At 64.4% G+C, this 24,717-nt stretch carries 27 protein-coding genes; 9 read left to right on the forward strand and 18 right to left on the reverse strand.

All coding sequences use genetic code 11. The annotated features are described in order from the left end of the window. Nucleotides 1-19: 19 nt before the first annotated feature. Nucleotides 20-805: a nucleoside triphosphate pyrophosphohydrolase gene (gene mazG / locus ACQY4K_RS02125; RefSeq protein ID WP_428393015.1), complete on the reverse strand. Its 786-nt coding sequence runs from the start codon at nt 803-805 to the stop codon at nt 20-22. 407 nt (nt 806-1,212) lie between these two features. Between mazG and ACQY4K_RS02130 the strand changes: the two genes are divergently transcribed. From ACQY4K_RS02130 to ACQY4K_RS02140, 3 genes are all read left to right on the forward strand, one after another. Then, nucleotides 1,213-1,446, forward strand: coding sequence for a type II toxin-antitoxin system Phd/YefM family antitoxin (locus tag ACQY4K_RS02130; protein ID WP_428393017.1), 234 nt, complete (start codon nt 1,213-1,215; stop codon nt 1,444-1,446). 21 nt (nt 1,447-1,467) lie between these two features. Beyond that, a complete protein-coding gene (locus ACQY4K_RS02135; RefSeq protein WP_428393019.1) occupies nt 1,468-1,851 on the forward strand; it encodes a type II toxin-antitoxin system VapC family toxin in 384 nt (127 codons plus the stop codon). Between the two features lie 92 nt (nt 1,852-1,943). Continuing rightward, nucleotides 1,944-2,519: a Uma2 family endonuclease gene (locus ACQY4K_RS02140; protein ID WP_428393021.1), complete on the forward strand. Its 576-nt coding sequence runs from the start codon at nt 1,944-1,946 to the stop codon at nt 2,517-2,519. Between the two features lie 80 nt (nt 2,520-2,599). Here the strand turns inward: ACQY4K_RS02140 and ACQY4K_RS02145 are convergent, their stop codons facing one another. After that, on the reverse strand, nt 2,600-3,229 hold the full coding sequence (locus ACQY4K_RS02145) for a glutathione S-transferase family protein (protein ID WP_428393023.1): 630 nt from the start codon (nt 3,227-3,229) through the stop codon (nt 2,600-2,602). 449 nt (nt 3,230-3,678) lie between these two features. Here ACQY4K_RS02145 and ACQY4K_RS02150 point away from each other — a divergent pair, with 449 nt between their 5' ends. Both ACQY4K_RS02150 and ACQY4K_RS02155 read left to right on the forward strand, forming a co-directional pair. Continuing rightward, nucleotides 3,679-3,939 carry a type II toxin-antitoxin system prevent-host-death family antitoxin gene (locus tag ACQY4K_RS02150; RefSeq protein WP_428393025.1) on the forward strand — a complete coding sequence of 87 codons (261 nt, stop codon included), beginning with the start codon at nt 3,679-3,681 and terminating at the stop codon, nt 3,937-3,939. Between the two features lie 99 nt (nt 3,940-4,038). Next, a complete protein-coding gene (locus tag ACQY4K_RS02155; RefSeq protein ID WP_428393027.1) occupies nt 4,039-4,362 on the forward strand; it encodes a hypothetical protein in 324 nt (107 codons plus the stop codon). A gap of 234 nt (nt 4,363-4,596) precedes the next feature. Here ACQY4K_RS02155 and ACQY4K_RS02160 read toward each other — a convergent pair whose 3' ends face one another. The 3 genes from ACQY4K_RS02160 to ACQY4K_RS02170 all read right to left on the reverse strand — a co-directional run bounded on the left by ACQY4K_RS02160 (nt 4,597) and on the right by ACQY4K_RS02170 (nt 7,084). Further along, complete coding sequence (locus tag ACQY4K_RS02160) at nt 4,597-5,070, reverse strand: GNAT family N-acetyltransferase (protein ID WP_428393029.1); 474 nt, start codon at nt 5,068-5,070, stop codon at nt 4,597-4,599. An 18-nt stretch (nt 5,071-5,088) separates the two neighbouring features. Next, on the reverse strand, nt 5,089-6,438 hold the full coding sequence (locus ACQY4K_RS02165) for an ISNCY family transposase (RefSeq protein WP_428393031.1): 1,350 nt from the start codon (nt 6,436-6,438) through the stop codon (nt 5,089-5,091). Nucleotides 6,439-6,715: 277 nt separating this feature from the next. After that, nucleotides 6,716-7,084 carry an antibiotic biosynthesis monooxygenase family protein gene (locus tag ACQY4K_RS02170; RefSeq protein WP_428393032.1) on the reverse strand — a complete coding sequence of 123 codons (369 nt, stop codon included), beginning with the start codon at nt 7,082-7,084 and terminating at the stop codon, nt 6,716-6,718. A 126-nt stretch (nt 7,085-7,210) separates the two neighbouring features. On the opposite strand from ACQY4K_RS02170, the gene ACQY4K_RS02175 reads away from it, so the two are divergent. After that, on the forward strand, nt 7,211-7,690 hold the full coding sequence (locus ACQY4K_RS02175) for a hypothetical protein (protein ID WP_428393034.1): 480 nt from the start codon (nt 7,211-7,213) through the stop codon (nt 7,688-7,690). Here ACQY4K_RS02175 and ACQY4K_RS02180 read toward each other — a convergent pair. The 13 genes from ACQY4K_RS02180 to ACQY4K_RS02240 form a co-directional block, all read right to left on the reverse strand. Continuing rightward, complete coding sequence (locus ACQY4K_RS02180; RefSeq protein ID WP_428393036.1) at nt 7,668-7,877, reverse strand: ribbon-helix-helix protein, CopG family; 210 nt, start codon at nt 7,875-7,877, stop codon at nt 7,668-7,670. The genes ACQY4K_RS02175 and ACQY4K_RS02180 overlap by 23 nt on opposite strands. A gap of 59 nt (nt 7,878-7,936) precedes the next feature. Continuing rightward, complete coding sequence (locus tag ACQY4K_RS02185; protein ID WP_428393038.1) at nt 7,937-9,523, reverse strand: SpoVR family protein; 1,587 nt, start codon at nt 9,521-9,523, stop codon at nt 7,937-7,939. Continuing rightward, nucleotides 9,520-10,821: a YeaH/YhbH family protein gene (locus ACQY4K_RS02190; RefSeq protein WP_428393040.1), complete on the reverse strand. Its 1,302-nt coding sequence runs from the start codon at nt 10,819-10,821 to the stop codon at nt 9,520-9,522. The genes ACQY4K_RS02185 and ACQY4K_RS02190 overlap by 4 nt, the downstream gene beginning before the upstream one ends. 21 nt (nt 10,822-10,842) lie before the next feature. Then, nucleotides 10,843-12,789 carry a PrkA family serine protein kinase gene (locus ACQY4K_RS02195; RefSeq protein WP_428393042.1) on the reverse strand — a complete coding sequence of 649 codons (1,947 nt, stop codon included), beginning with the start codon at nt 12,787-12,789 and terminating at the stop codon, nt 10,843-10,845. A gap of 321 nt (nt 12,790-13,110) precedes the next feature. Then, nucleotides 13,111-13,896: an MBL fold metallo-hydrolase gene (locus tag ACQY4K_RS02200; RefSeq protein WP_428393044.1), complete on the reverse strand. Its 786-nt coding sequence runs from the start codon at nt 13,894-13,896 to the stop codon at nt 13,111-13,113. Nucleotides 13,897-13,900: 4 nt separating this feature from the next. After that, entirely contained in the window at nt 13,901-14,692 is a 792-nt protein-coding gene (locus tag ACQY4K_RS02205; RefSeq protein ID WP_428395909.1) for a TatD family hydrolase, read from the reverse strand. Beyond that, nucleotides 14,692-16,227 (reverse strand): methionine--tRNA ligase, encoded by a 1,536-nt coding sequence (gene metG, locus ACQY4K_RS02210; RefSeq protein ID WP_428393046.1) that lies wholly within the window; start codon nt 16,225-16,227, stop codon nt 14,692-14,694. Before metG ends, ACQY4K_RS02205 begins: the two co-directional genes overlap by 1 nt. Then, the gene (locus tag ACQY4K_RS02215) at nt 16,224-17,177 is read right to left on the reverse strand and encodes a DNA polymerase III subunit delta' (RefSeq protein ID WP_428393048.1); all 954 of its coding nucleotides are present in this window, start codon (nt 17,175-17,177) and stop codon (nt 16,224-16,226) included. Before ACQY4K_RS02215 ends, metG begins: the two co-directional genes overlap by 4 nt. After that, nucleotides 17,174-17,791: a dTMP kinase gene (tmk, locus tag ACQY4K_RS02220; RefSeq protein WP_428393049.1), complete on the reverse strand. Its 618-nt coding sequence runs from the start codon at nt 17,789-17,791 to the stop codon at nt 17,174-17,176. Before tmk ends, ACQY4K_RS02215 begins: the two co-directional genes overlap by 4 nt. Nucleotides 17,792-17,795: 4 nt before the next feature. Continuing rightward, nucleotides 17,796-19,007: a D-alanyl-D-alanine carboxypeptidase family protein gene (locus ACQY4K_RS02225; RefSeq protein ID WP_428393051.1), complete on the reverse strand. Its 1,212-nt coding sequence runs from the start codon at nt 19,005-19,007 to the stop codon at nt 17,796-17,798. A 9-nt stretch (nt 19,008-19,016) separates the two neighbouring features. Continuing rightward, nucleotides 19,017-19,856 carry a septal ring lytic transglycosylase RlpA family protein gene (locus ACQY4K_RS02230; protein WP_428393053.1) on the reverse strand — a complete coding sequence of 280 codons (840 nt, stop codon included), beginning with the start codon at nt 19,854-19,856 and terminating at the stop codon, nt 19,017-19,019. Continuing rightward, complete coding sequence (locus ACQY4K_RS02235) at nt 19,853-20,815, reverse strand: lytic murein transglycosylase (RefSeq protein ID WP_428393054.1); 963 nt, start codon at nt 20,813-20,815, stop codon at nt 19,853-19,855. The genes ACQY4K_RS02230 and ACQY4K_RS02235 overlap by 4 nt, the downstream gene beginning before the upstream one ends. A 48-nt stretch (nt 20,816-20,863) precedes the next feature. Further along, entirely contained in the window at nt 20,864-21,145 is a 282-nt protein-coding gene (locus tag ACQY4K_RS02240; protein ID WP_428393055.1) for a hypothetical protein, read from the reverse strand. A gap of 361 nt (nt 21,146-21,506) precedes the next feature. On the opposite strand from ACQY4K_RS02240, the gene ACQY4K_RS02245 reads away from it, so the two are divergent. The 3 genes from ACQY4K_RS02245 to ACQY4K_RS02255 all read left to right on the forward strand — a co-directional run bounded on the left by ACQY4K_RS02245 (nt 21,507) and on the right by ACQY4K_RS02255 (nt 24,456). After that, on the forward strand, nt 21,507-22,085 hold the full coding sequence (locus ACQY4K_RS02245; RefSeq protein ID WP_428393056.1) for a DedA family protein: 579 nt from the start codon (nt 21,507-21,509) through the stop codon (nt 22,083-22,085). Further along, nucleotides 22,082-23,164, forward strand: a complete 1,083-nt coding sequence (locus ACQY4K_RS02250) for a D-alanine--D-alanine ligase (protein ID WP_428393057.1) — start codon at nt 22,082-22,084, stop codon at nt 23,162-23,164. The genes ACQY4K_RS02245 and ACQY4K_RS02250 overlap by 4 nt, the downstream gene beginning before the upstream one ends. Nucleotides 23,165-23,277: 113 nt before the next feature. Next, on the forward strand, nt 23,278-24,456 hold the full coding sequence (locus ACQY4K_RS02255; protein WP_428393058.1) for an epoxide hydrolase family protein: 1,179 nt from the start codon (nt 23,278-23,280) through the stop codon (nt 24,454-24,456). Nucleotides 24,457-24,717: the final 261 nt, after the last annotated feature.

Genomic DNA, 24,717 nt, shown 5'->3' on the forward strand with positions numbered 1-24,717 from the left:
CCAAACCCCGCTGGGGCCTTTAGGCCCCAGACCCCAATTCGTTAAGTTTGACTGCTTGCCACAGCGCCTCCATCTGCTCCAGCGAGTGCTCCTGCAGCGACGATCCCGCCTGCTCCACGTGCGCCTCCATCGCCTCGAACCGGCGCGCGAACTTGTCATTGGCGCCGCGCAGGCAGACCTCCGGGTCCAAACCAAGCTGCCGCGCCACATTGGCTGTCGCGAACAACACATCGCCAAGCTCGTCCGCAAGCCTCGCCCGATCGCCTGCCGCGAGTTCCTCCCGCAGCTCCAGCGTCTCTTCCTCCAGCTTGTCGACCGCCCGCGCCGGCTCAGCCCAATCAAACCCAACCCGCGCAGCCCGCGCGCTCAACTTGCAGGCACGGGTGAGGGCAGGCAGGCCCCGCGGAATACCAGCAAGCACCCCGGTCTCGGCCCGACGCACGCGCTCAGCCGCCTTGCTCTCCTCCCAGAAATCCGCGCGCAGGGCCGCATCACCGAACACATGCGGATGCCGCCGCACCAGCTTGTCGGCAATCCGCTTTGCCACATCGTCAAAGCCGAACAAACCAGCTTCCTCCGCCAGGCACGCCTGATAAACCACCTGCAGCAGCAAATCCCCAAGCTCGTCAGGCAGGGCTTCGAAGTCGCGCTGTGCAATCGCGTCGGCGACCTCATAGGCCTCCTCGATCGCATAAGGTGCGATGCTGTCGAAATCCTGTGCCAGGTCCCAGGCGCAACCGGTCTCGGGATGGCGAAGTGCCGCCATGATATCCAGCAGCCGGCGGGTTTGGCTCTCGGCGGTCATTCTGAGCGTCTCAAGGGAACTCCGTCACATCGGAATGGATTTTGATAACCGTCTGAACGCGCTACGATCCACCTCTGGAGGCATGTTCAACGTGTCGGACAGTCAACACAGGCCATGGTTCGCACCAAAGCGCTACGGCTATAGGGCAGGGCTCCCGATAACCTGGCAGGGATGGGGAAGCCTCGCTTCGTTTCTCTTCATCAGCCTATGTCCTTGGTTGGCGCTTTCGATCCCGGTGCTGAGCCGGCATCACACCGTGGGAATCACTGTCCTCGGCATAGTGGCCGACACCGCAGCTTCGACCGCATTTCTCTCCATCTGCAAATCACGAACTGACGGCGGCTGGCATTGGCGCTGAAGCGGCAACACCTGAACGCCAAAGCCACCACCACGCAGGACGGCTCCCGATGACCACCAATACCTTCAACATACACGCGGCAAAGACGCAGTTCTCGAAGCTGGTTGAGCTTGCCGAGGCTGGGGATGAGGTTGTCATCGCGCGCGACGGCATGCCTGTCGCGAAGCTGATCCGGTTCGTGCGCCCGAGCGCGCTCGAATTCGGAACATTGCGGGGCAGACTGACCGCGCACGAGGATTTTGATGATGCACTTTCGCCCGAAGCGCTGATCCATCTTCGATAATGCTCAGAAAATCGACACTCCATGGCGACCTATCTCTTCGACACGAACATCATCATCCGCGTGCTGAACGGCACGACGATAAGTCCAGCTGGCCTCTCGATCCTGGTCGACGCCACCAACGACTTCCTGTTTTCGGTGGCGAGCCTGTGGGAGATGCAGATCAAGGTCACGCTCAGCAAGTTGCAGCTGGCGCTGCCGATCGCCGATATCGCGCGCGAACTCGCACGGCAACGCGTGCAGGATCAGCGGCTCGGGGTAAAGCACATCGTGCGTCTTGAGCAACTCCCACCGCATCATGGCGACCCATTCGACTGTCTATTGGTCGCGCAAGCGATCGAACGCGAGGTTCGGTTGCTCAGCACCGACCAGAAGCTCAGCACCTACCCGAACACCCTCATCGTCTAGGTCGGCGGCATGATGTTTGAACGCCCCTAAAGGCAGAATGGCCGCTCGAAATTCCTCGGGCACCTGGGCCCCTTGGTGCTAGAGTTGCAACTATGAGCATCGCTCTCCGCAAGCCAATGACGCAGGACGAGTTCTTCGACTGGGCAGAGGCCCAGGACGAACGCTATGAGTTCGACGGCTTTCAGCCCGTTGCCATGACTGGCGGCTCCGGCAACCATGCCAGGATCACTCGCAACATCAATCTGCAGCTCAGCCTCCGCCTGGAAGACAGCGGCCCCTGCGAGGCACTGGCGTCCGATGCCGGCGTGCAGACCGAAGGCAAGACTGTTCGCTACCCCGACGGAGTGGTGACCTGCAGCCCATTCGACGGACGCAATCGCCTGGTCCCCAACCCCGTGATCGTCATTGAGGTAGTCAGCCCGTCATCTGTCAGGGAAGACCGGATAATCAAGCCGGACGAATACGCCGTGGTCCCCTCGATCAAGCGCTATGTGATCGTCGAGCAGACCGTTATCGGTCTCACCGTCCTCTGGCGCGAAAACAACGAGCCATGGCACTTCCAGACCCTGAAGGCCGGCGACACCTTGGCACTGCCAGAGATCACCGCCGAAATCCCGGTAGACAGCCTTTACGCCCGCGTCAACTTCGACGAGCTGGGAGAGCAATAGCCGTCAGCACTGCCCAGCCTGTCCCGCGTGTGCTCGCGGGTTCGGCCTTGTGGAGTGCCGTGGCACGATCCTCAATGGTGTCACGGCTGCGTCGAGCCAAAGCTCGCACGGCCGGAGATCAGCTCCCACCAGGCCTGGACGCCAGGCAGCCCGAGGAACTCGTCCTTGTGGGGGGTCATGGCAACGTAGGCGAGGATCGGCGCAAGATAGAGGTCGGCGATGCTGACATCCTGGCCCGCAAGGTAGGGCGAGCCGCCCCTGATCCGCATCAGTTCGCCGATGACCAACTTGCCGGTCTCGATGCCGCTGTGGTGCATCTCCTCGTTCTTGCCGCCGACGAAGTCGGGGAAGAGATGGTAGGCCACGACACCGCCGACGAGGGCGCCGTAGCCGTAGCTATCGATGATGCTGGTCACCATGTCCATCCGCGCCGCGTCCCCAGGGTCCGAGGGCACAAGCGCCGGGCCGGACAGGAGGGCGTTCAGGTAACGCGTGATCGCGAGCGTCTCGATGATCCGGAAGCCGTCCACATCCACGACCGGCACCTTGCCGAACGGATGGCGCTTCAGGTGTTCCTGGCTTTTCGGCTCGCCTGCGAGAACGTTGACCGGCACCTGCTCATAGTCGGTGACGTCCTTCTCGGCGAGCAGCATGCGCACCGTCCGGACATAGGTTGAACCGTTGAAGCCCCAGAGCGTGATCTTGGTCATGTGGATCCTCCCAGAGAAAAGCCGTCGCGTCGAACGGGTCGCGTTCCAACCGACAGCGACAGCTGCTGTAAGAAGGGTCAGGTTTGGCCAAGGTTTCCGCGTCAATGCCGGAACTTGGCAACCTTTGCCGCAAGTAAAACCCGAACGGCATGGTATGGACTTGGTTGCGCGCGTCGATCGGCGGATCGTCCGGGGGCTCGATCCTGTCGGCCGGTGCGGTGGAGCAGCGCTTTTTGGGCCCAGCATTGTCGGCAACGACCCTGGTCAGCATGATGGCCTCAATACTAACCACCCTGGGGCTGGCGAGTGGGCTGGCTCGGATCCTCGGTGTGGCCACCCGGCACAACGAGGCTGGTCCCTACGGAAAACCTTGCAGACGCCAAAGGAACGCTAGCAGGACGACAGACCAAGCATCACATAGAATACGGATATTGCGAGCGGATTGACCGATGCAGCGATTCACGACGGCGGACCTGAACAGGCAAGTAGGCGCGATCACTGACGCGGCGATGCGCGCACCGGTTGTCATCACACACCATCGCCGCCCGCGCTTCGTGTTGATGAGCGTCGACGAATACGAGCGATTGGCGAAAACCAGCCCAAGCGACCCGCGCACGCACTTTACATTGGAAGACATGCCACAGGAGATCGAGGAGGGCCTACTCGGGCTGTCTGATCAGTACGAGCGTGAGCACGGGCATGACGGCTGACGAGGTCCGCACAGGCCTTGTCATCAGCTACCGCTTCTTATGGGTCGGGAACATGACCAAGGCGCGGAGCATGGCCGCAAGGCACGTCCAACCTGCGTTGTGGTGCCGATCACGGGCAAAAGCGACCGGGTGGCACTGTTCCCGATGACGACACAGGAGCCGGGAGCGAACCGGCTTGCCCTGCGTGTCCCCGAGACCGAGCGCCGGCGGCTCAAGCTAAGCGGTACGATGCAGAGCTGGATACTGGTAGACGAGGGAAACATTGACGTGCTGCCCGGTTCCTACCACGTCGAGCCGATCAGCTACGATCCGCCAACCCACGCCTACGGACACTTCAGTGAGGCATTCATGCGCCAAGTCTTGCAGACGCTAGCCAAGGCAATCCGGACCAAAAGAATAAAACTTGTTAAACGGCCAGAGTAGAAGGAAGTGCTGCATGGGTAACCGTCTTGCCCTTGGTTGTTTCGAAAGCGCAGAGCGACACTGATCCACAAGACACAATAGGAAGGGCATCGGGAAAAAGCTGCTTCACCCAACGACCTCAGCTTCATTGTTGCAACCGGTTAGAAATGTCCAGTTGGAAGCCGGATAGAAATGTCCTACTTCAGCTCGGTCGGACCTGATCGAGCCAGGGGTAACGGAAGGGCGGTCATCGGGTTACGTTGCCAGCTTCATTCCGAGGCGCTGATATAGGCGGGCGGCTCCGGTCGGATTGTCGACCACTACCTTCAAATCAAAATGCTCGGCACCCCGCGCTTGGAAGGAGGTAAAGGCTTGCAACACGAGTGCTTCGCCGATGCCTCTGCGCCGCCATCTTTCAGCAACGGCCAAGTCCTTGAGAAAGGCGCTTGTCCAGCATTGGGCCAAGCCTGCAACTTGATCATTCTCATCAATTGCGAGAAAAAACACCGACGGATCGTATTCTGGGTCCTGCCTCAACGCCGACCACCATTCATCAACGGGGCCAACATGGCCGCCGCCATACTTGTAAGCTTCAACTAAAAGGTTATGCGCCTGTTCGATATGTTGACCGGCTTCAAATAAGGCGGGTCGAATACCGATAGGCCATACCGGCCGCCATTCGTCGCCTCGGAGTTCCTTTCGTAAGTGGATGAACGGAATATTTGTCATTGACGCATATCGAAAGCTTTATTCAGCACCACCAAGACTCCGGTTCCTATGCTGCTGTGACATCAGCGGGCAGCCTCGCGGTCGCTTGCGGGGAACATATCCCGCTCGCTCGCTGCTGGTTCGGATCCGCGGCACGGGCAGCGCCTTGGCCTGCATCTCCCGCACCATCGCCAGCGCCTCGCTCAGCCGCTTGTTCTCCACCACGGCCGCGTGCGTCACCCGCTGATCCTTCTCGAACGTCACGTAGGGTAGGGATACGCCGTTCCACCGCACCTCCGCTCGCCCATCGCCGAAGTCGAATAGCTCGACGTGCTTACCCGCAAGTGTCTCGGTCAACGCGTTGCGCTCAAGGATCAGGAGCTTACGCTGCCATGAGAGCTGCAGTTGCTGGCCGACATACCGCATCTCCCGACGGCACAGGACGTCGCGCAGCCGTGCCAGCGTGACCTTGAGAGGTCGATGCAGATCGCCGGGACGAGCAGGGGGCACGGCGAAGCGGGTGTTGAACCGCTCTACGAACGCTGGCAAGAAGACGTTTCCTGCCTCGATGGTGATGATGCCCTCACGACTCAGCTCCTTAACGAGCCGGTCCTGCAGCGTCCGGTTGACACGCTCAACGCGGCCTTTGGCTTGGCTGGAGTTGGCGCATATGATTTCGATATTGAGTTCTGCCAGTGCCCGGCCGAACTGGGTCATGCCTTGACCAGCGATTGCATCGGGTTTGGCCACGCGGAACACGGTGTGCTTGTCGGAATAGAAGGCTACCGGGCAACCGTGGGTCGTCAGGTAGCCCTCCAGTGCGGCGAAGTAGCTGTGGGTGCTCTCACTCGGAACGAACCGCAGCTGCATCAGCCGGCTGGTGGCGTCGTCGATGAACACCAGCAGCGTGCAGGAGGGGTGCTCCGGACCAAACCAGCGGTGCTCGGAGCCGTCGATCTGCACCAGTTCGCCAGAATGCTCCCGCCGCGGCCGGCTCTGATGGAAGGTCCGCCGCTGCGCCCGAGTCAGCCAAAGCCCAGCTGCCCGCATCCAGCCACGGAGGGTCTCGCGCGGCACCCGCAGCCCATGCCGCTCCAGTAGCTGCTCCGAGGCCAAGGTAGGGCCATATCCCTGATACTGCGTGCGGATTAGCGTCAGGACCTGGTCGCGTAGCGCCGCAGGCCTGCGTCGGTTCGAGGGACGGCTGCGCAGGGCGTGCGCCAGGCTGGGAGCGCCACGCGTCCGGTATTTCTCGACCAAACGTCGGGTCTGCCGCGCCGTCAGCCCCAACAGCGCAGCCCCGGAGGCGACGCTACGACCGCCGTCAAGGATCTCCGCCAGCACGCCCACGCGATGCAGCTCGCGTCCGTCCATCAGCACCAACCCCATGCTCAGCCTCCCAAAAGCCCCAGCATGAGCGCAGGCAGGAGACCAAGGACATTTCTATCCGGCTCAAAGCGGACATTTTAATCCGGCGCTTACACGCGTATGTCGTATAATACATATTATGCCAATCTAGGATCTTGGTTCGAAGCGTTGCCGCACGGCTTGTCCACACACGCACGCTAAGCCGCTTGTAAGGTTACTCCCGTATGAGCCCACAGCGATTTCGGTCTTGATGTCGCGCCGACATTTCTGTGCAGGTGGTAACGGGCGCGTGTTCACCTCAGGCGATGCAGATGCCGGGTACGGCAACAGGCTGGAACAGGTGCGGACTGATTACGGCGCTGTCGGGATATTCCCCTAGCCGTGCCCGGAACTCGGGGTTGCTGAAGGCATCACGAAACCGGGAAACCGACTCCCACACGGCATAGTTCAGGAAGACGCCGCTACCCGCAATGCCGCGATGAAGCTGGGTGGAAATGAAGCCCGGCTGGCGCTTCATGATCCCGGCATCTGCTGCCCAGACGGCGAACAGACGGTCGGCATCCTCGGACGGCACAATAAAGGTATTGATCAGGACGACGGGGCCGACCTCGCCCTTGAGCTGATCGGCCAAGGTGACGGCGGAGTCCATTTCAACGAACTTGGGCATGGCTAGGCTCCTTGTTTGGTGAGGATGACAACTGCGGCGATGCTACGTGCGGCCGCGCGTTGTCAATCTCGACGTGACAGGCCCATTGTCAAAATCTACTACAAGCACCCATAGCCCCGTTTGCGCATGGCGCAAACCGACGACATCGCGGAAGCTTCACGCCAGGATGGCAAGAAGGCTTCCCACCGCCCATACCGGGAATTCTACGACCAGGAAGCATATGTCGGCGTCGCAATGAACTTCATTTCAACGGAAGGCCAGAATGAAAACAGCCTTCTCACTTTCCTCATAACGACTGAGGGCTACATAGCCGCCCTAGGCGAGCTCGATTACCAGTTCGCGAAGCTCGGATTGCTCGCCGAGCGGTCGGCCGATGGTCGGTGCGGTTTCGAGGAGGAGCATTTGACGCTCAATCTTGGCCGCAGCGCGGTTTGCAGCACGGCTGTCCTTGTCGTTCAGGAACTGCCTACATCGTTTCAGCCCGCGCGCGGCACCGGCCGTAATAACTACTCGTGGCACGGCGGGATATCGGTCTCCGCCTCCGTCCCCCAGCCGCGCAACCAGTCGCGTGTCTCTTTGCCGGTTAGATGCCGCCCCGTGGCCTGATACTCTGCCCAGGCGGCCATCGCCTCCTCGTGAAAGCTCTTGCGGGCCTCCTCGCGATCAACGTACTGACGGATCGCCAACGCATGGCCCAATGCGCAGAACGGCGCTGGTCTACGGCGAGTTGTTGCACCCGATCCTTCAGATCCTGCTCCAGCTTCACCGAAGTGACCATGGCTTGGTCCCTCATCCTGGGTAGTACTATTGACTACCTAAGCTCGGTTTGCCCTCGTGTCGAGCGCCGCCTGATCACGGCTTTCTCGGTGGCGAGACGCTGTGGGTAGCGAGGACCGTGTCGGTCTGCGGGTCGGTTTCGATCAGTTTGACTTCGTAGCCCCAGAGGTCGGCGAGGTGCTTAAGCGAGGCCCGGGCGTCGGATTCTGAAAGCAGCATGCCAGGGTGGGTGCGGTGTTCCAGGCGTAGGCAGCGGTCGCCGGCAAGGTCGACATCGACGATTTCGATGTCGGCGTAGAACTGGCTGGGGTCGTAGCTGCGGGCGAGCGCGCGGCGGATTTCTCGGTAGCCTGTCTCGTCGTGGATGTCGTCTACCAGGAGGTAGGGCTTGGCGACGTCGTCGAGCAGGCGGAACATCCGGAATTGCCGCATTACCGCGGGCGAGAGGAATTGCTGGATGAAGCTCTCATCGCGGTATTCGGCCCAGGCGTGCTTGAGCGTGCCGATCGGGTCGTTGTTGCCGGCGATCTCGGGGAACCATTTGCGGTCTTCGGCGGTCGGGTCCGAGCAGACACGGGCGATATCTGTCATCATCGCAAAGCCCAGCGCATACGGATTGAAGCTGCCGCCGCCTGGATGGTCGAAGCCGGGTTGGGTGATGACGTTGGTGGTGGAGTGGATGACCTCCAGGAAGGCCGCGTCATTGATCCGGCCCTGCTCGTGCAGGCGGCGCATGATCGCCTCGTGCACCCAGGTGGCGCAGCCCTCGTTCATCATCTTGGCTTGCGGCTGCGGGTAAAAATATTGCGCCACCAGCCGCACGATGCGGATGACCTCGCGCTCCCAGGGTGCGAGCTTCGGGCCGTTCTTTTCCAGGAAATACAGCAGGTTTTCTTCCGGCAGCCCAAGCCGGCGCCGGCGTTCCGCGAGCGTGCAGGTGGCTTGCGCCGCGGGTGACGTCGGCAGCGTGCGCCACAGATCGTTATAGACCCGCTCCTCATGCTCGCGCCGCTCGCGGTCGCGCTGCTGCTCGGCCTTGAGATCCATCGTCTTGGCGCCGGAATGCCGGTTTACGCCCTGGTTCTGCAACGCATGCGCGCCATCGATGATCCGCTCGACTGCCCTCACCCCATGGCGCTCCTCGCAGCGCGCAATATAGGAGCGGGCGAACTCCAGATAATCGATGATGCTGGTGGGCTCCGTCCATTCGCGGAACAGACGGTTGTTCTTGAAGAAGTGATTATGCCCGAATGCGGCGTGGGCGATCACCAGCGCCTGCATCGTCGCACTGTTCTCCTCCATCAGATAGGAGATGCAGGGGCTGGAGTTGATGACCACCTCGTAGGCCAGACCCATCAGGCCGCGACGATAGGCGTTCTGGTGGCCGACGAAGCGCTTGCCGAACGACCAATGCTTATAGATCAACGGCATGCCGTGCGACGTATAGACGTCGAGCATCTGCTCGGAGGTGATGACCTCGACCCGGTTCGGATAGATGTCGAGCTTGAGTTCGTCCGCCGCGATGCGTTCGATGGCATCATAGGACTGCCGCAAGGTGTCGAAGTTCCAGTCGGCACCATTATAGAGCAGTTCCGAGCCGTTCCCGGTCGGCAGCGGCCGGTCCAGCATGGCCGGCAGTTCACGGTTCGAGATCAGGCTCATGGGGACGCCTCCGCGCGTCGGGCGAACAGCTCACGGAACACCGGGAAGATGTCCCGCTTTTCCGCGACCTGACGCATCACCAGTCGCTCCATTGTTTCGGCAACCTGCTTGTAGCCGCGCCACAGATCGGTCTCGCCGCGGATGATCGCGCCGGACCCGACAATTTCGATATAGGCGTAGTATTGTACGGCGGGCAGGATGCGGGTTTGCAGCAAGGCGCAGGATTTTGGCGTGTCGGAGGCCGAGTTGTCGCCGTCCGAGGCCTGCGCCACATAAATGTTCCAGCCCGATGAGGCGTAGCGATCCTGCTGGACGCGGATCATCTCATGCAGTGCCGAGGAGACGATCGTCCCACCGGTGCGCGGATCGTTGAAGAACGTGTCCTCGTCGACTTCCTCAGCCGCCTCGGCATGGCGGATGAACACCAGGTCGACCCGCTTGTAGCGCCGTTCGAGAAACACGTGCAGCAGCAGGAAGAACTGCTTGGCGAGGTCCTTCATGCGCTCGGTCATCGAGCCGGACACGTCCATGATGCAGAACATCACCGCCCGCGTCGACGGTTTTGGCGTTTGCGTATAGCGCCGGTAGCGCAGGTCGACCGGGTCGATCCACGGCACACGGTTGAGTCGGCGTAGGGCGGTGGCCAGATCGTGGCGGAGTGCTGCAAGCTCGTCGTGCAATGCGAGCGTGAGGTCCGTGCCTGCTTCGAGTTCGGCAATCCGGGCTTCGAGTTCACGCACCGCGTCGGGCTTCGGCCGGCGCAGGCCGATCCTTCGCGCCATCGAGTAGCGCATGGTGCGGCTGAGATCGAGCTGCGAGGGGGCGCCGTCATTGCTGAGGCCGGCGCGGCTGGAACTCATGCTCTCGGTGGTGGTGATCTCGCGCTTGACCAGGTCCGGCAGAGCCAGATCGTCGAAGAACAGGTCAAGGAACTCGTCGCGGGTCAGGACGAAGCGGAAGCTGTCCTCGCCGCCGCCTTCCTCGCCGGCCTCCCCTGCCCCGCCGCCGGCGCTGCCCGAAGACGGCGGACGCTGGATACGGTCGCCACGCGAATAGACCTTGTTGCCGGACAGCACGATGTCGCGGCTACCACCGGTAAACACCCGGTGCAGGCTGGGTTCGTGCAGCGCGTCCGACGGGATCGACACCGCACTGCCTTGCGCCACCTCGCGCAGCTTGCCGGAGGCGACCGCGTCGCGCGCGGCACGCTGCACCGCGTCACGCGCCCTGGCGAGGACGCGCTGGCGGTTTTCGATGTTCTTGCCGTGCGGATTGGGGCGACGATCGATAATGTCCACTGAGTCGTGCGGCTCCCTTGCCTATGCCGACTGCTTGACGCGCATGTACCACTCGACCAGCCGGCGCACCTGACGCTCGGTATAGCCGCGTGCCACCATCCGCTCGACGAACTGGCCGTGCTTGGTCTCGGTATCGCCGTCCTTCTTGGAACCGAAGCTGATCACCGGCAGCAGATCCTCGACCTGGCTGAACATACGCTTTTCGATAACATCACGGATTTTTTCGTAGGACGTCCAGGACGGATTATTGCCGCCGGATGCCGCGCGCGACCGTAACGAGAATTTAACGACCTCGTTGCGGAAATCCTTGGGGTTGGCGATCCCCGCAGGCTTTTCAATCTTGGTCAGCTCGGCGTTCAGGAGATCGCGGCTGAGCAACTGCCCGGTATCCGGATCCTTGAAATCCTGGTCCTCGATCCAGGCATCGGCATAGTCCAGATAGCGGTCGAACAGGTTCTGGCCGTAATCGTGGTAGCTCTCCAAATAGGCCTTCTGGATTTCAGCACCCACGAACTCCGCGTAGCGTCCGGCGAGCTCGGATTTCAGCGCCGCCAGATAGGAGGCTTCCAGTTCCGGCGGGAACTGTTCGCGACGCACCGCCTGCTCCAGCACATACATCAAATGCACCGGATCGGCCGCGATCTCTGTCGGATCGTGGTTGAAGGTGGCCGACAGCACCTTGAAGGCGAAGCGCGTCGATATCCCCTCCATGCCCTCGTCGACACCGGCGGCGTCGCGATATTCCTGCATGGTCTTGGCCTTGGGGTCGGTCTCGCGGATGTTCTCGCCGTCATACACCCGCATCTTGGCGAACTGGGTGGAGTTCGGATGCGACTTCAGGCGCGACAGCACCGCGAACCGCGCCAGCATCTCAAACGTGTTGGGCGCGCAGGGGGCGGCCACCAGGGCCGAGCTGCTGATCAGCTTTTCGTAGATGCGCGTCTCCTCGGTGGCGCGCAGGCAGTAGGGCACCTTGATCACGCAGACGCGGTCGAGGAAGGCTTCATTGGTGCGGTTGTTGCGGAAGCTCTGCCACTCGGCCTCGTTGGAGTGCGCCAGGATCACCCCGGTGAACGGGATTGAGCCGATATTCTCGGTGCCGACATAGTTGCCTTCCTGGGTGGCCGTCAGCAGCGGATGCAGCATCTTGATCGGCGCCTTGAACATCTCGACGAACTCGAGAATGCCCTGGTTGGCGCGGTTGAGGCCGCCTGAGAAGCTGTAGGCGTCAGGGTCGTTCTGGCTGAAGCTCTCGAGCTGGCGGATATCCACCTTGCCGACCAGGGCCGAGACGTCCTGGTTGTTGTCATCGCCGGGCTCGGTCTTGGCGACCGCGACTTGGCGCAGCTTCGAGGGGTGCAGCTTAACGACGGTAAAGCGCGAGAGATCGCCGTCGAACTCCTCGAGCCGCTTCAGCGCCCAGGGGCTGGCGATGCCGGTCAACACACGGCGCGGGATGCGGTAGCGCTGAGCGAGGCCCTCGGCCATGCGATCGACGTCGAACAGCCCAAGCGGGTTCTCGAACACCGGGCTGAGCTGCTTGCCTGCCTTCAGCACATAGACCGGCTCGCGCTCCATCAGCGTCTTCAGCCGCTCGCCGAGCGAGGATTTGCCGCCGCCGACGGGGCCGAGCAGATAGAGGATCTGCTTGCGCTCCTCAAGCCCCTGCGCCGCATGCCGGAAGAAGCCGACGATCCGCTCGACCGTCTCCTCCATGCCGTGGAAGTCGGAGAATGCGGGATACACCCGGATGGTGCGGTTCATGAACACGCGGCCGAGGCGGGCATCCTTGGAGGTATCGACCATCGCCGGCTCGCCGATCGCCTTGAGCATGCGTTCCGCGGCGCTGGCATAGCAGAACGGGTCGTCGCGGCAGAGTTCGAGATACTGCGCGAGCGTCATCTCAGTCTCGCGGCGCTCCTCGCGCATCGAGGTCGCCAGCGAGAACACGTCGTCGAGAGGCGCCATCACAGGGTCTCCGCAGGGAAAGCGAACATCGGTTGCAAGAGCCATGTCACGGGGTCTTGACTTATCGGTCGACTCGGCCGAAACCGTTGCCGCAGAATTACGAACAGCTGCGGTTGCGCGACCCGGTGGGCCGCAAGCGAGCTTGGTCCGACATGTCGGTTCTGACGCTTGGAGATGAGACAGCTCCTTCGCTAGACCGCCAATCTGACGAAACGTCAATGCGGTTCTCGCAAGGCTATCTCTGCCCAACCAGCCGATTCAACTAAATTGCGTCCAAAGCGTCGCTTATCCGGCCCTGGCACGAATACTGCGTCTCCGCCATCACACCATCAGCTCCATACCGTCGAAACCGGCCTCGATTCCCCCGGGAAGGTTCGCCAGCATCCACGACCAGTCCAGATCAGTGCCCATGTGGGTGAGCACCGTGCGTCGGATACCAAGCGTGCGCGACCACTGCCTCACCTGCTCGAGGTCCGCGTGCGCCGGGTGTCGGGCCCGCTGAAAACAGTCCACGATCCAGGTATCGACCCCCCGCAACACCGCCAACGCTGGCGCGTCGAGCTGCACCACGTCGGTGGAGTAGGCGAAGCGGCCGGTCCGAAAGCCCAAAGTGTTGGTCCTGCCGTGGTTCTGCTCGAACAGGGTCAGGGTCAGCCCAGCGATGTCGACGGTGTCGCCGGCGGCGATCTCACGCGCCACCAGCACCGGCCTGAAGAAGCTCGGCGGCGACCACGGCCGGAACGCATAGGCGAAGCGTTGCGACACCTCTTCGAGCACCGCGCGCGTGGCGAACGTGTCAATCGGCCGGCCGACGACGCGATTGAGGCCGCGCATCTCGTCCAACCCGGCGACATGATCGGCATGGGCGTGGCTGTAGAGCAGCGCATCAATGCGGCCGATGCCACAGCGCAGGAGCTGCTCGCGCAAATCCGGCCCGCTATCGACCAGCAACCGAGTGCCAGCATCGGATTCGACGACGATCGAGGAGCGGCTGCGCCGGTTGCGCGGTTCCCACGGGTCGCAGATACCCCATTCGCCGGTCCCGTCCGCCCCGCCCAACATCGGCACCCCGGCGGAGCCGCCACAGCCGAGCATGACGACCCGCATGGCCTCAGGCCGCTTTGCTGAACAGAGCGTGGAAGTTGCGCGTGGTCAGTCGTGCCATCTCCTCGGGTGCCAGGCCGCGCAGCGATGCCAGCACGGCGGCGGTATGCACCACGAAAGCGGGCTCGTTGCGCCGGCCGCGCATCGGCACCGGAGCGAGATAGGGCGCGTCGGTCTCCACCAGCAGCCGCTCCAGCGGCAAGCTCCGCGCGATGTCGCGCAAAGCCCGCGATTTCGGGAAGGTCAGGATACCCGAGAAACTGACATAGCCGCCGAGTTGCACCGCCCGCTCGGCGAGTGCGGCGCCCGAGCTGAAGCAGTGCAGCAGCAGCCGGAACGCCCCGCCCACGCGGTGCTCATCCTCGAGGACGGCGATCACGTCGTCGTCGGCGTCGCGGGCATGGATCACCACCGGCAGGTCCGCGATCCGGGCGGCGCGGATATGCACCCGAAAGCTGAGCTGCTGTGCCGCGCGCGCGTCGCTGGCGCCGTGGAAGTAGTCGAGCCCGGTCTCGCCGATGCCGATCACGCAGTCCGGCGCCGCCATCGCCGCCAGTGCCGCGGGCTCCGGCAACGCTTCCTCTCCGGCATGGTCCGGGTGGGTGCCGATGCTGCACCAGACGCGCGGCGCCGCCTTTCGGCACAGCGCAATCTGACGCGGCGCCTCCGACAGGCGGGTGCCGATGGTGACCATGCCGGCCACGCCAGCCTCGTGGGCGCGCGCTAGCACGTCGGCCACCGGCTCCGTATCGAGCCGGTCCAGATGGCAATGGGAATCGATCACACCCACGGGCGCCATCACGTCGGGGGCTCGACATGGCGCGGGAAGATCCCCTGCGGCGGCGGCAGCACGGTCCCGGCCGCAAGCGGGACGGCGAGTGCTGCAAAGCTGCGTGCGTCCGCCGGAACGCCGAGCTGATCCAGCATCGCCGTCATGCTCGCCGGCATGAACGGCTGCAGCACCGTGGCGACATCGCGCAGCACATCTGCCAGCACCCGCAGCACCACCGCCATCCGCACCGGATCCGTCTTGCGCAGCGCCCACGGCGCCTGCCGGTCGACATAGACGTTGGCCGCCCGAACCACCCGCCAGATGCTCTCCAGCGACTCGTGCGGGGCCTGCCGGTCGAGCTGCGCGCGCAGCAGAGCGGGCAACGACGCCGCCTGCTCGCGCATCGCCGAATCGGCTTCGTTTGCAGCACCCGTCTCCGGCAGCGCGCCTGCGCAATTGCGCGCGATCAGCGACAGCGTGCGCTGCGCAAGATTGCCCAAATCATTGGCCAGCTCGACATTAAGCCGCCCGATCAGCGCCTTGCGGCTGAAATCGCCATCGCCGCCGAACGACACCTCGCGCATCAGAAAAAAGCGCACCGCATCGACGCCGAACTCGGCCGCCAGCGCCCGCGGGTCGACCACGTTGCCGACCGACTTGCTCATCTTCTCGCCATCGATGGTCCACCAGCCATGCGAGAATACCCGACGCGGCAGCTCCAGCCCGGCCGCCATCAAGAACGCCGGCCAGAACACCGCATGAAAGCGCGCGATCTCCTTGCCGACCAGATGCAGGTCGGCCGGCCAGAACGCCCATTGCGCCGAGGCCGTATCGGGATAGCCCAGGGCCGTGATGTAGTTCACCAGCGCGTCGCACCAGACATACATCACATGCGCAGGATTGCCTGGCACCGGCACGCCCCAGGAGAAGCTGGTGCGGCTGATCGAGAGATCCTTAAGGCCGGCGCGGACAAAGTTGACAATCTCATTGCGTCGTGATGGCGGCCCGATGAAATCGGGGTCGGCCTCGTACAACGCCAGCAGCCGCTCCTGGAATGCCGACAGACGAAAGAAATAAGACGGCTCGCGCACCCATTCGACAATGGCGCCGCTGGGTGCCGTGCGGGTGCCGTCCGGGCCCAGGGTCAGTTCGTCCTCGCCGTAGAAGCTCTCGTCGCGCAACGCGTACCAGCCCTCATACGCACCCTCATAGATTTGCCCAGCCTGCTCCAGGCGCCGCCAGAAGGCCGCACACGCTTCCAGATGGCGCGGCTCGGTGGTGCGCACGAAATCGTCGTAGGAGATCGCCATCGCATCGGCCATCGACCGGAAGTCCGCGGCGACAGCGTCCGCGAAGTCCTGCGGCGCCACCCCGGCGACCGCGGCAGCGGCAGCGACCTTCTGGCCGTGCTCGTCGGTGCCGGTCAGGAAGAACACGTCGAACCCGTCGAGCCGCTTGAAGCGCGCAAGGATGTCGGCAGCGATCGAGGTATAAGCGTGCCCGATATGTGGCGAGCCGTTGACGTAGTAGATCGGGGTGGAGACGAAATAGCGTTCAGTCATGAGGTGCCCAGAAGGGTGAGGGCCGACAATACGGCCTGGCGTCGATCGAGTGCGAGGCGGCCCGTCTCGTCGCGTAGGGTGATCAGGCCGGCGCAGACCTCGGCCCAATGCGGCGGCGACCGCAAGGCGAGCAACGTCTCGCGGGGCATCGTCCCGGCGCGCGCCGCATCGCGCAGGCTGGTGGATATGGCGCCGGACAGCAAGCCGAGGAAGCTTGCGCAGCCGTCTTCGTGACGCAGCACAGCCTCGGCGAGGTCATACGACCAGGGGCCGGCTCCCGCGTCCTGGCGCGCGAGCAACGCGTCCACCAGGCCGGACAAAGCGAGCCCGCCGCCGGCCGCGAGCGACAGCGCCCGGCCGGGTGCGCCGCGGCCGAGTGCCATCAGGCGCTCGCGCTCCGCGGCCTCCAGCTCCGGCAGCTTCTGGCGCAGAACCGCGTCCATCGCGGCGTCATCGAGTGGCGCCAGTCGCAGGCTGCGACAGCGGCTGCGCAGCGTTGCCAACAGCCGCCCCGGTGCCTCGCTGACCAGCAGCAGCAGCGCCCGCGGCGGCGGCTCCTCGATCAGCTTGAGCAGCGCATTGGCGGCATTGCGGTTGAGCAGGTCGGCGTCGTCGACGATCACCACCCGCCAGCCACCTTCGGCTGCCGTCCGCCGCAGAAAGCCGCTCACCGGACGCACATCGTCGAGCACGATCTCGCGTCGTGCCGTCTGCCGTTTCTCGTCGAGACCGCGGCTGACCAGCAGCAGATCGGCATGCGTCCCGGCGGCCACCCGGCGCGCCGCCGCCTCGTCCTCGCCGGCAAGCACCTCGCGCGCGAACTGCCGGGCCAGCGTCGCCTTGCCGATCCCGGCCGGGCCGCTGATCAGCCAGGCATGATGCAGCCGGCCCGACCGGAAGGCCTGCGCCAGCGTCCGCTTTGCTGCGTCGTGGCCGACAACCGAACTCACGGGTCCAGCGCCGCCAGCAGCCGCGCCTGCACGGCGTCCGCGTCGCCGTCCGCGTCGATCAGCACGCAGCGGTGCGGCGCAGCGCGGGCGAGTGCCCGATAGCCTTCGGCAACGCGCGCATGGAAGGCGTCGTCGAGTTGCTCATAGCGGTCACGCGCCTGGCCGCGCTGCAAAAGCCGGGCGCGGCCCACTTCGGGCGGCAGATCGAGGATCAAGGTCAGTGCGGGTGCGACGTCGAGCAGGCCGGTAAGCTGCCCGATGAAGCCGAGCAACTCCGGCGCGCCATGGCCTAGCCCGTAGCCCTGATAGGCCAGGGTGGAGTCCGAGAACCGGTCGCACAGCACCAGCCGACCAGCCGCGAGGGCCGGACGAATAGTCGCCTCCACATGGTCGAGCCGGGCGGCAAAATGCACCATCGCCTCGGCGCGCAGGCTGAGGCCGTGATCACGCTGCAACAGGAACCGGCGCAACGCTTCCGCCCCGGGCGCGCCCCCCGGCTCGCGGGTGCAGAGCACGTCGACCCCGCGTGCCGCGAGTGTTTCCGCCAGCATCCGCACCTGCGTCGTCTTGCCGGCGCCCTCGCCGCCCTCAATCGTGATCAGCCGGCCGGCCACCTGCTCAGCCGCCGCCGACCGCGTGTTCCAGCACCGCCACCGCGCGTCCCGGCAGCGTCAGTCGCGCGACCGCGTGGCCAGCGACCAATGGGATGCTGAGGTCCTGCGCGCCGACGCCGCTGACCACCATCATGCCGATCCGCTGGCCAACCTTGACAGGAGCCGCAACCGGCGACTGGAAATCGGCGCTGACCTTGACCTTCTGACGCCAGCCATGCGCCAGGGTCAGCACCAGATCATGGTCGACCACGGCCGCGACCGCAGGCTTCACCCCGAGCCAGACCGGTATCGAGCGCACCGTGCTGCCCTTGGCGAACAGATGCACCTCCTCGAAATTGGCGAACGCCCAACCCATCAGCCGCTCGCCCTCCTCGGCCCGCACACGTGACGACGGCATGCCGTTGAGCACCTCGATGATCCGCATGCCGTCGCGTTCGGAACTGGCGCACAGGCCGAAACCGCCGGCGTCGGTATGGCCGGTCTTCAGCCCGTCGGCGAGCCCGCGATCAACCAGGACATTGCGGTTCCCCTGGTCTATGTTGTTGAACTTATAATCCTTTTCATTAAAGAAGTGATAGTATTGCGGGAAGTCCTTGATCAGCCGTCGTGCGAGGATCGCCACGTCCCGGGCTGACATGTAATGGTCCGGTGCCGGCCAGCCGGTGGCGTTGGCAAAGTGCGTCTGCGTCAGCCCCATGTGCTGCGCCTGCTGGTTCATCAGGTCCACGAACTGCGCCTCGGAGCCGGCAATGCCCTCGGCGAGCACAATGCAGGCGTCGTTGCCCGACTGGATCACCATGCCCTGGATCAGGTCCTCGACGCTGACCTGCTGGCCTAGCGGGACAAACATCTTCGAGCCCTGCATCCGCCAGGCCTTCTCGCTCACCGGCAGCGTCTGGTCCAGCTTCAGCCGGCCCTCTTTGAGTGCTGCGAACACCAGGTAAGCGGTCATCATCTTGGTCAGCGACGAGGGCGTCATCCGCGCATCGGCATCCTTTTCCAGCAGCACCGTGCCGGTGCCAGCGTCCATGATGAAGGCCCATTGCGCCTGCGTGTCGACTGGCCCGATCGGGGTCTCGGCCGGGCTGCTCGGCGGCATTGGTGTCTCCGGCTTCGTCGTCCGATGCCGCGTGTGGCGGCGCGCCTCGACCGGACCGCCGCACAAAGCGGGCGCGGCGGCACAGGCGAGGGTCAGCAGAAACCGTCTGGTGGGCAAGGCCTGTCCCTATTCAACGATGATCCGCGCCCCGACTACTCCCGCCGAACGTGCCCGGTCCAGTGCCGCATCGGCCGCCGCCACCGTGTCAAACGGTCCTGCGCGCACCTCGAAGACAACCGCGCGTCCGCGCCCGAGCCTGCGCGCCTCGCCGGCGATCCGCGCGGCCAGCGTGCGCGCGACCGACGGCGTGCTAAACTGCCCGACGTCAATCCAGAGCAGACCGGGATGTGGCGGCCCGTTCGCAATCGTCGGACGCTGAAATGAGGGTGCGCGCTCGGGTTCGGGCGCCGATGCCACGACCCCGCCGTGCCCCATCAGATCCTGCTCCTCGACCGCGACCCTGGGTGCCGCGAGCACGTCCGGCTTCGGCGCGCCGGGCAGGCCCACCAGCAGCGCCTGACTCGCACCCTGCAATTCCGTCACCCGCACCTCGGTCGCCTGGCCTGCCATGCCGAGCAGGCGCGCGGCCTTCGGCGTCACCGAGAGCAGCCGCCCCGGCGACGCCGGCCCGCGGTCGTTCAGACGCACCGCGATCGCGCGCCCGTTCTGCAAATTCTCCACACGCACCATCACCGGCAGTTGCAACGTCTGGCTGGCTCCGGTGGCGCGCGCGGGGTCGTACCGCTCGCCATCCGCGGTCACGTGCGCGGCGCTGCTGTCGACCACCGCGAGCCCGGTGCTGTCGTAGAACGCGGCCTCACGCGGATAGAACCAGGCACCGTCTCCCTGCCAGGGTGGACCGACCGTGTAGCGCGCCCCGGCTGCATCATAGGCCGCGCGGTCATGGTGCCCGCAGCCGGCGAGTGCAGCGACCCAGCACAGGAGTGCGGCGGCGAGACCCCTCACGCGGTAGTGTCGCCGAGCAGGCCCACCGCCAGGCTGTAGAAGTCGGACGGATTGTAGCGCCGGATCACATCGAAATTCTCGTAGACCATGAACACGTCGCCTCCGAGGCCGTCGGGTGCTACGATGGCGCCAATCCTGTCTGGGTCGCGAAAACCGGCGCCATCGGCACGGCGGACACCCAGACGCATCCAGGCGCCGAGTGGACGGCGCACGCGGCGTCCGATGGGCGCAAGCCCGGCGGGCACCCGCGCCGGCTCGCCCCAGGGCGCGCCCGCCACCCAGCCATTACGCGCCAGGTAGTTCGCAATCGAGGCCAGCACGTCGGCATCGCTGGCCCAGATGTTGCGCCGACCATCGCCGTCAAAATCCACCGCATAGCGCAGGAACGAGCTCGGCATGAATTGCGGCTGGCCCATCGCGCCTGCGTAGCTGCCGAGCATGTGACCTGGCGTCACATCACCCTGCTGGAGGATACGCAGCGCGCCCAGCAGCTCGGCGGTGAAGAAGCCGGCGCGGCGGCCGTCATAGGCAAGTGTCGCCAACGCATCGACGACGCCGAACGTGCCGCACAGGCTGCCATAGCGCGACTCGATGCCCCAGATGGCGACCGCGACTCGCGGATCGGCCGGAAAATGCCGGCGGATGGCGCGCAACAGGGCCAGCCTCTCCTGCCAGGCGGCGCGCGCGCCGTCGATCTTGGCCGGGGTGAGCACCAGGCTGCGATAACGCGCCCAGGTCAGGGTGAATTCCGGCTGGTTGCGGTCGCGCTGCAGCACGCTGGCGTTCGGGCGATCCATCGTCAGCGCGCCATCGAGCACGGCGTCGCTGACTCCAAGCCTGCGCGCCTGCGCACGCACGGTCGCGAGGAAGGCGGCAAAACCTGGCGCTGGGCTGCGCGCGAAGGCCCCGCCGGCAGGGAGGACGGCGAGTGCCGCGAGCAGGTGACGTCGATCGAGCATCGCCCGCCTGTGCCATAGCGGACCGTCAAAAGACAGTGAAACCGCTGGTTAATCCGGCTTGGGCCGACGTCCCTCGCGGGCGCCATACAGCAGATAATGCAGGAACGGGTTCAACCCCGCGGCCGCGACGTCCGGATTGTTCACGGCATACCATTTCGTGTCGAAATGCCGGTTCGGGTTGCGGCCCTCGCGCACGCCGTTGTCAAAGAAGTGCATCACCGGATCCAGGCTGGCCGCCTGCACGTCGGGATATTCGCGCTTATACCAGTCCGGATCAAAGATCAGGGATTGGGTCTCGATCGGAGTCCCCAACGCGCTGAGCAACGCCACCTCACCCACCTGTATCGCGGCGTCTCCGGACGGAGGCCCGCTGGTAGTGCGTCTCGCCTTTGCGCTTACGGCCATCTGCCCCGCCACCCCTGTTCGCGGAACAATCCTACCCAACATGGCGTCGAAAGTCAGCACTCCGCTGGCAAGCCAAGGAGCCGGTGAGAAAACAGGTGACGCCATCCCCTTGCCCCACTATGGAACAGCGGTCGCGGTCGGCGTGGCGCTTTTTCTGGACATATGCAGCGCGCGTGATCGTAAGCCCGCCTGACTTCGGCAAACGGAGGCCCTTGATCCCCGCGTCGCAGGCAGCCAGCACGGCGCGGGTCGTCTCGCCACTCGCGGAACCCCCGGTCGGGCGCGGATGATCTCCCTCTCGGTGTCGGCCCTGCTCAAGGGAGCTGGCGGGCATCCCGTTTATCAGGTGATCGCCATCATCCTCGGGACCTTCATCCTTGAGGATGCGGCGACCGTGATCGCCGCCATGCAATGTGCGTCGGGCGGTATTCGCGTCGCTGTGGCGCTGTGTGCGCTCTATGCCGGAATCGTGCTCGGCGACCTCGGCCTGTATGGCGCCGGGAGGCTTGCCGCCCTATGGCCCTGGGTGCGCCGCATGATCCCGGCCGAGCGTCACGCGCGCGGGCATCGCTGGATTTCCAAACGCGTGTTCCGCGTGGTGTTCATCAGCCGTTTCGTGCCGGGCGCGCGCCTGCCGACCTACACCGCCTGCGGCTTCCTCGGCGCCAGCTTCCCGCAATTCGCGCTCGCCGCGGTGATTGCAACTTCGATCTGGACCAGCCTGTTGTTCTTCGTATCGATGCGGGTGGGCCGTTTACTCATGGAGCATTTCGGTGCATGGCGATGGGCCGGTGCGATCGGCTTCGCCGTCGTCGTGGTGGTTCTCGGGCGGGTTCTCGCCCATTTTCAGGATGAAGCGGCATGAGTGACTGGACGGCCATCGATGCCCGCATGGCCGATCCGAAGCCCGTCTCGCCGTTCGAGTTCTGGCCGGGTTGGCTATTCTACGCACCGGTGGTCGCCTACTGGATCGCCCTCGGCCTGCGCTACGGCGATTTCAGCCTGCCGACCGCGGCAAACCCGCGCATCTCGACCGGCGGCCTGTGCGGCGAAAGCAAAAGCTCGATCCTCGACCAGGCGGGAGATGCGGCCACCCCCTGGATTGCGCCCTACGTCCGCTTGACGACCGGCGAGCACGACCAGGCGCGCGCGCTGGCGCTGATGGACGGCGCCGGGCTGGCGCTGCCGCTGGTGGTCAAGCCCGACATCGGCTGCAACGGCACCGGCGTCCGCCTGGTAGAGAACCCTGAGGCACTCTCCTCAGCGCTCGCCGCCTTCCCCCGAGGCATCGACCTGCAGCTTCAGGAACTGGTGCCCTACGAGGGCGAGGCCGGGGTGTTCTTCGTCCGTCATCCCGGTCAGACCGAAGGCGTCATCACCTCGCTGACCCACAAGAAGGCGCCCATCCTGTTCGGCGACGGACGCTCCACAATCCTCGAGCTCATCATGGCCGATCCACGCACGCGCCTGGTGCCGCATCTCTATCTACCGCGCCTGCGCGACCGCTTGGCCGACATCATCCCCGCCGGCGCCCCGCTGCGGCTGGTCTTCGCCGGCAATCATTGCAAGGGCTCGATCTTCGCCAACGGCGAGGCCGACATCACCCCCGCCTTGACCGCGTCCATCGGGCGCATCATGGCCGATTTCCCGGATTTCCATTTCGGCCGCATCGACATCCGCTATCCCACGCTGGCCAGCCTGCGCGGCGGTGTCGGCTTTCGCATCATCGAAATCAACGGCGTCGGCTCCGAGGCAACCCACATCTGGGATCCGGCGACTCGGCTGCGCGATGCGTATCGCACCCAGTTCGAACACTACCGAACCGCCTTTCAGATCGGTGCGGCCCAGCGCAGCGCGGGGTTCACGAGCAGCGGCTTATGGCGGATGTTCCGTGATTGGCGCACCCAGCGACGCCTGATGGCCTCCTACCCGATGAACGACTAGAACAAAGCGATAGAGCTAAAGCAGTGCGTCAAATGTCGCCATGCCGGCAGCTTGCCTGACTTTGCATCTTAAGCTTCCATAATCGGCGTTGCACGAAGGACGGGCGCGCTCCGATGGCAGAGATGTCGACATATGAGGTGCACGTTCCGCAGGAACGCCTCGACGCCATCCGCGGTGCTATAGCGACGTTCGACTGGGACGATTACCCGGACCTGATTGAGGCTGGCGACTGCTGGTCGGCCGGGACGTCCCTAGGGTTTCTGCGAAGACTTTGCGCGCATTGGACAACCGGTTTCGACTGGCGCGCCCAGGAGGCGGCGATCAACCGCTTCCCACAGATGATGTACGAGTGTGACGGTCAACGCATCCACCTCCTGCACGAGCGCGGATCTGGGCCAAACGATGCGGCACTGGTGCTGACGCATGGCTGGCCTGGATCAGTGGTGGAGTTCCTCGGCGTTATTGATCGCCTCGCCCACCCCGAGCGGTTCGGCGGCATTGCAGCAGACGGCATTGACGTGGTGGTGCCGGCATTGCCCGGATTCGGCTTTTCTGGGCGCCCGGTCGCGCCGATCGGTCCACGACGGATCGCCGCGATCTGGGACCGGCTGTTGCGTGACGGGCTGGGATACGAACGCTATATCGCCCAGGGTGGCGACTGGGGTTCGATGGTCTCCGCGATGGCTGGTCTGGATCACTCGGTCGCCAAGGGTGGGGGGTGTGAGGCGATCCACCTGAACTATTTCGGCAGCCGGGCCGAGGGAACCCCAGAGACTGATGAGGTGCGCGCATTCGAGGCGCGATGCCAACCGTTCCTACAGGATGGCCGCGCCTACTCGGACGTCCAGCGCACCCGGCCGCAGACCCTGGGCTTCGCGATGCAGAACAATCCAGTGGGACAGGCAGCATGGATCGTCGACAAGTTCCACGCGTGGTCTGACCTGGGCGGACGCGAGCCCGACGCCGTCTTCAGCCTCGATGATTTGCTGACAAACATCATGCTGTATGTCGCAACCAACACCTTCACGACCGCCACCTGGATCTATCACGCAGCCCAGCACGAGGTGATGCGCTCCCTGCCACAAGGCACCCGCATCGAGGTGTTAACCGGCTACGCAAGCTTCCCTTACGATCTCCGCCCGCTGCCGCCGCGAAGTCTGCTTCAGGAAACCTATAATCTCGTCCAGTTCACCGAGTATGAGCGCGGTGGTCACTTCGCAGCGCTCGAACGACCAGACGAATTCGCCAATGATGTCGCGAAATTTGTTCGACACGTGCGTAAAGCTCGCTGACGGAAGCATGATCCCACGAACCTCTGCGCCCCCAACCGCCCAACTACACTCTAACAACGCAACCCGAAACCAGGAGCTCACGCCGTTTCATGGCGCTTCAGGCAGTGCGGACAATTCATCGCAGATCACACCCCAGGCGAGCTTGTCGCGTACATGCCCTCGGAGAGGCGGCGTGACTATAGGTCAGCATTGTCCCTCAGGCCCGGCAGAAGCTGCGTTCTACCGCCAGGCTCGGCCAAAACCGGACCGGTTGGCCCGCGG

It is taken from the genome of Lichenicoccus sp. (assembly GCF_965276875.1).
Classification (GTDB): domain Bacteria; phylum Pseudomonadota; class Alphaproteobacteria; order Acetobacterales; family Acetobacteraceae; genus Lichenicoccus.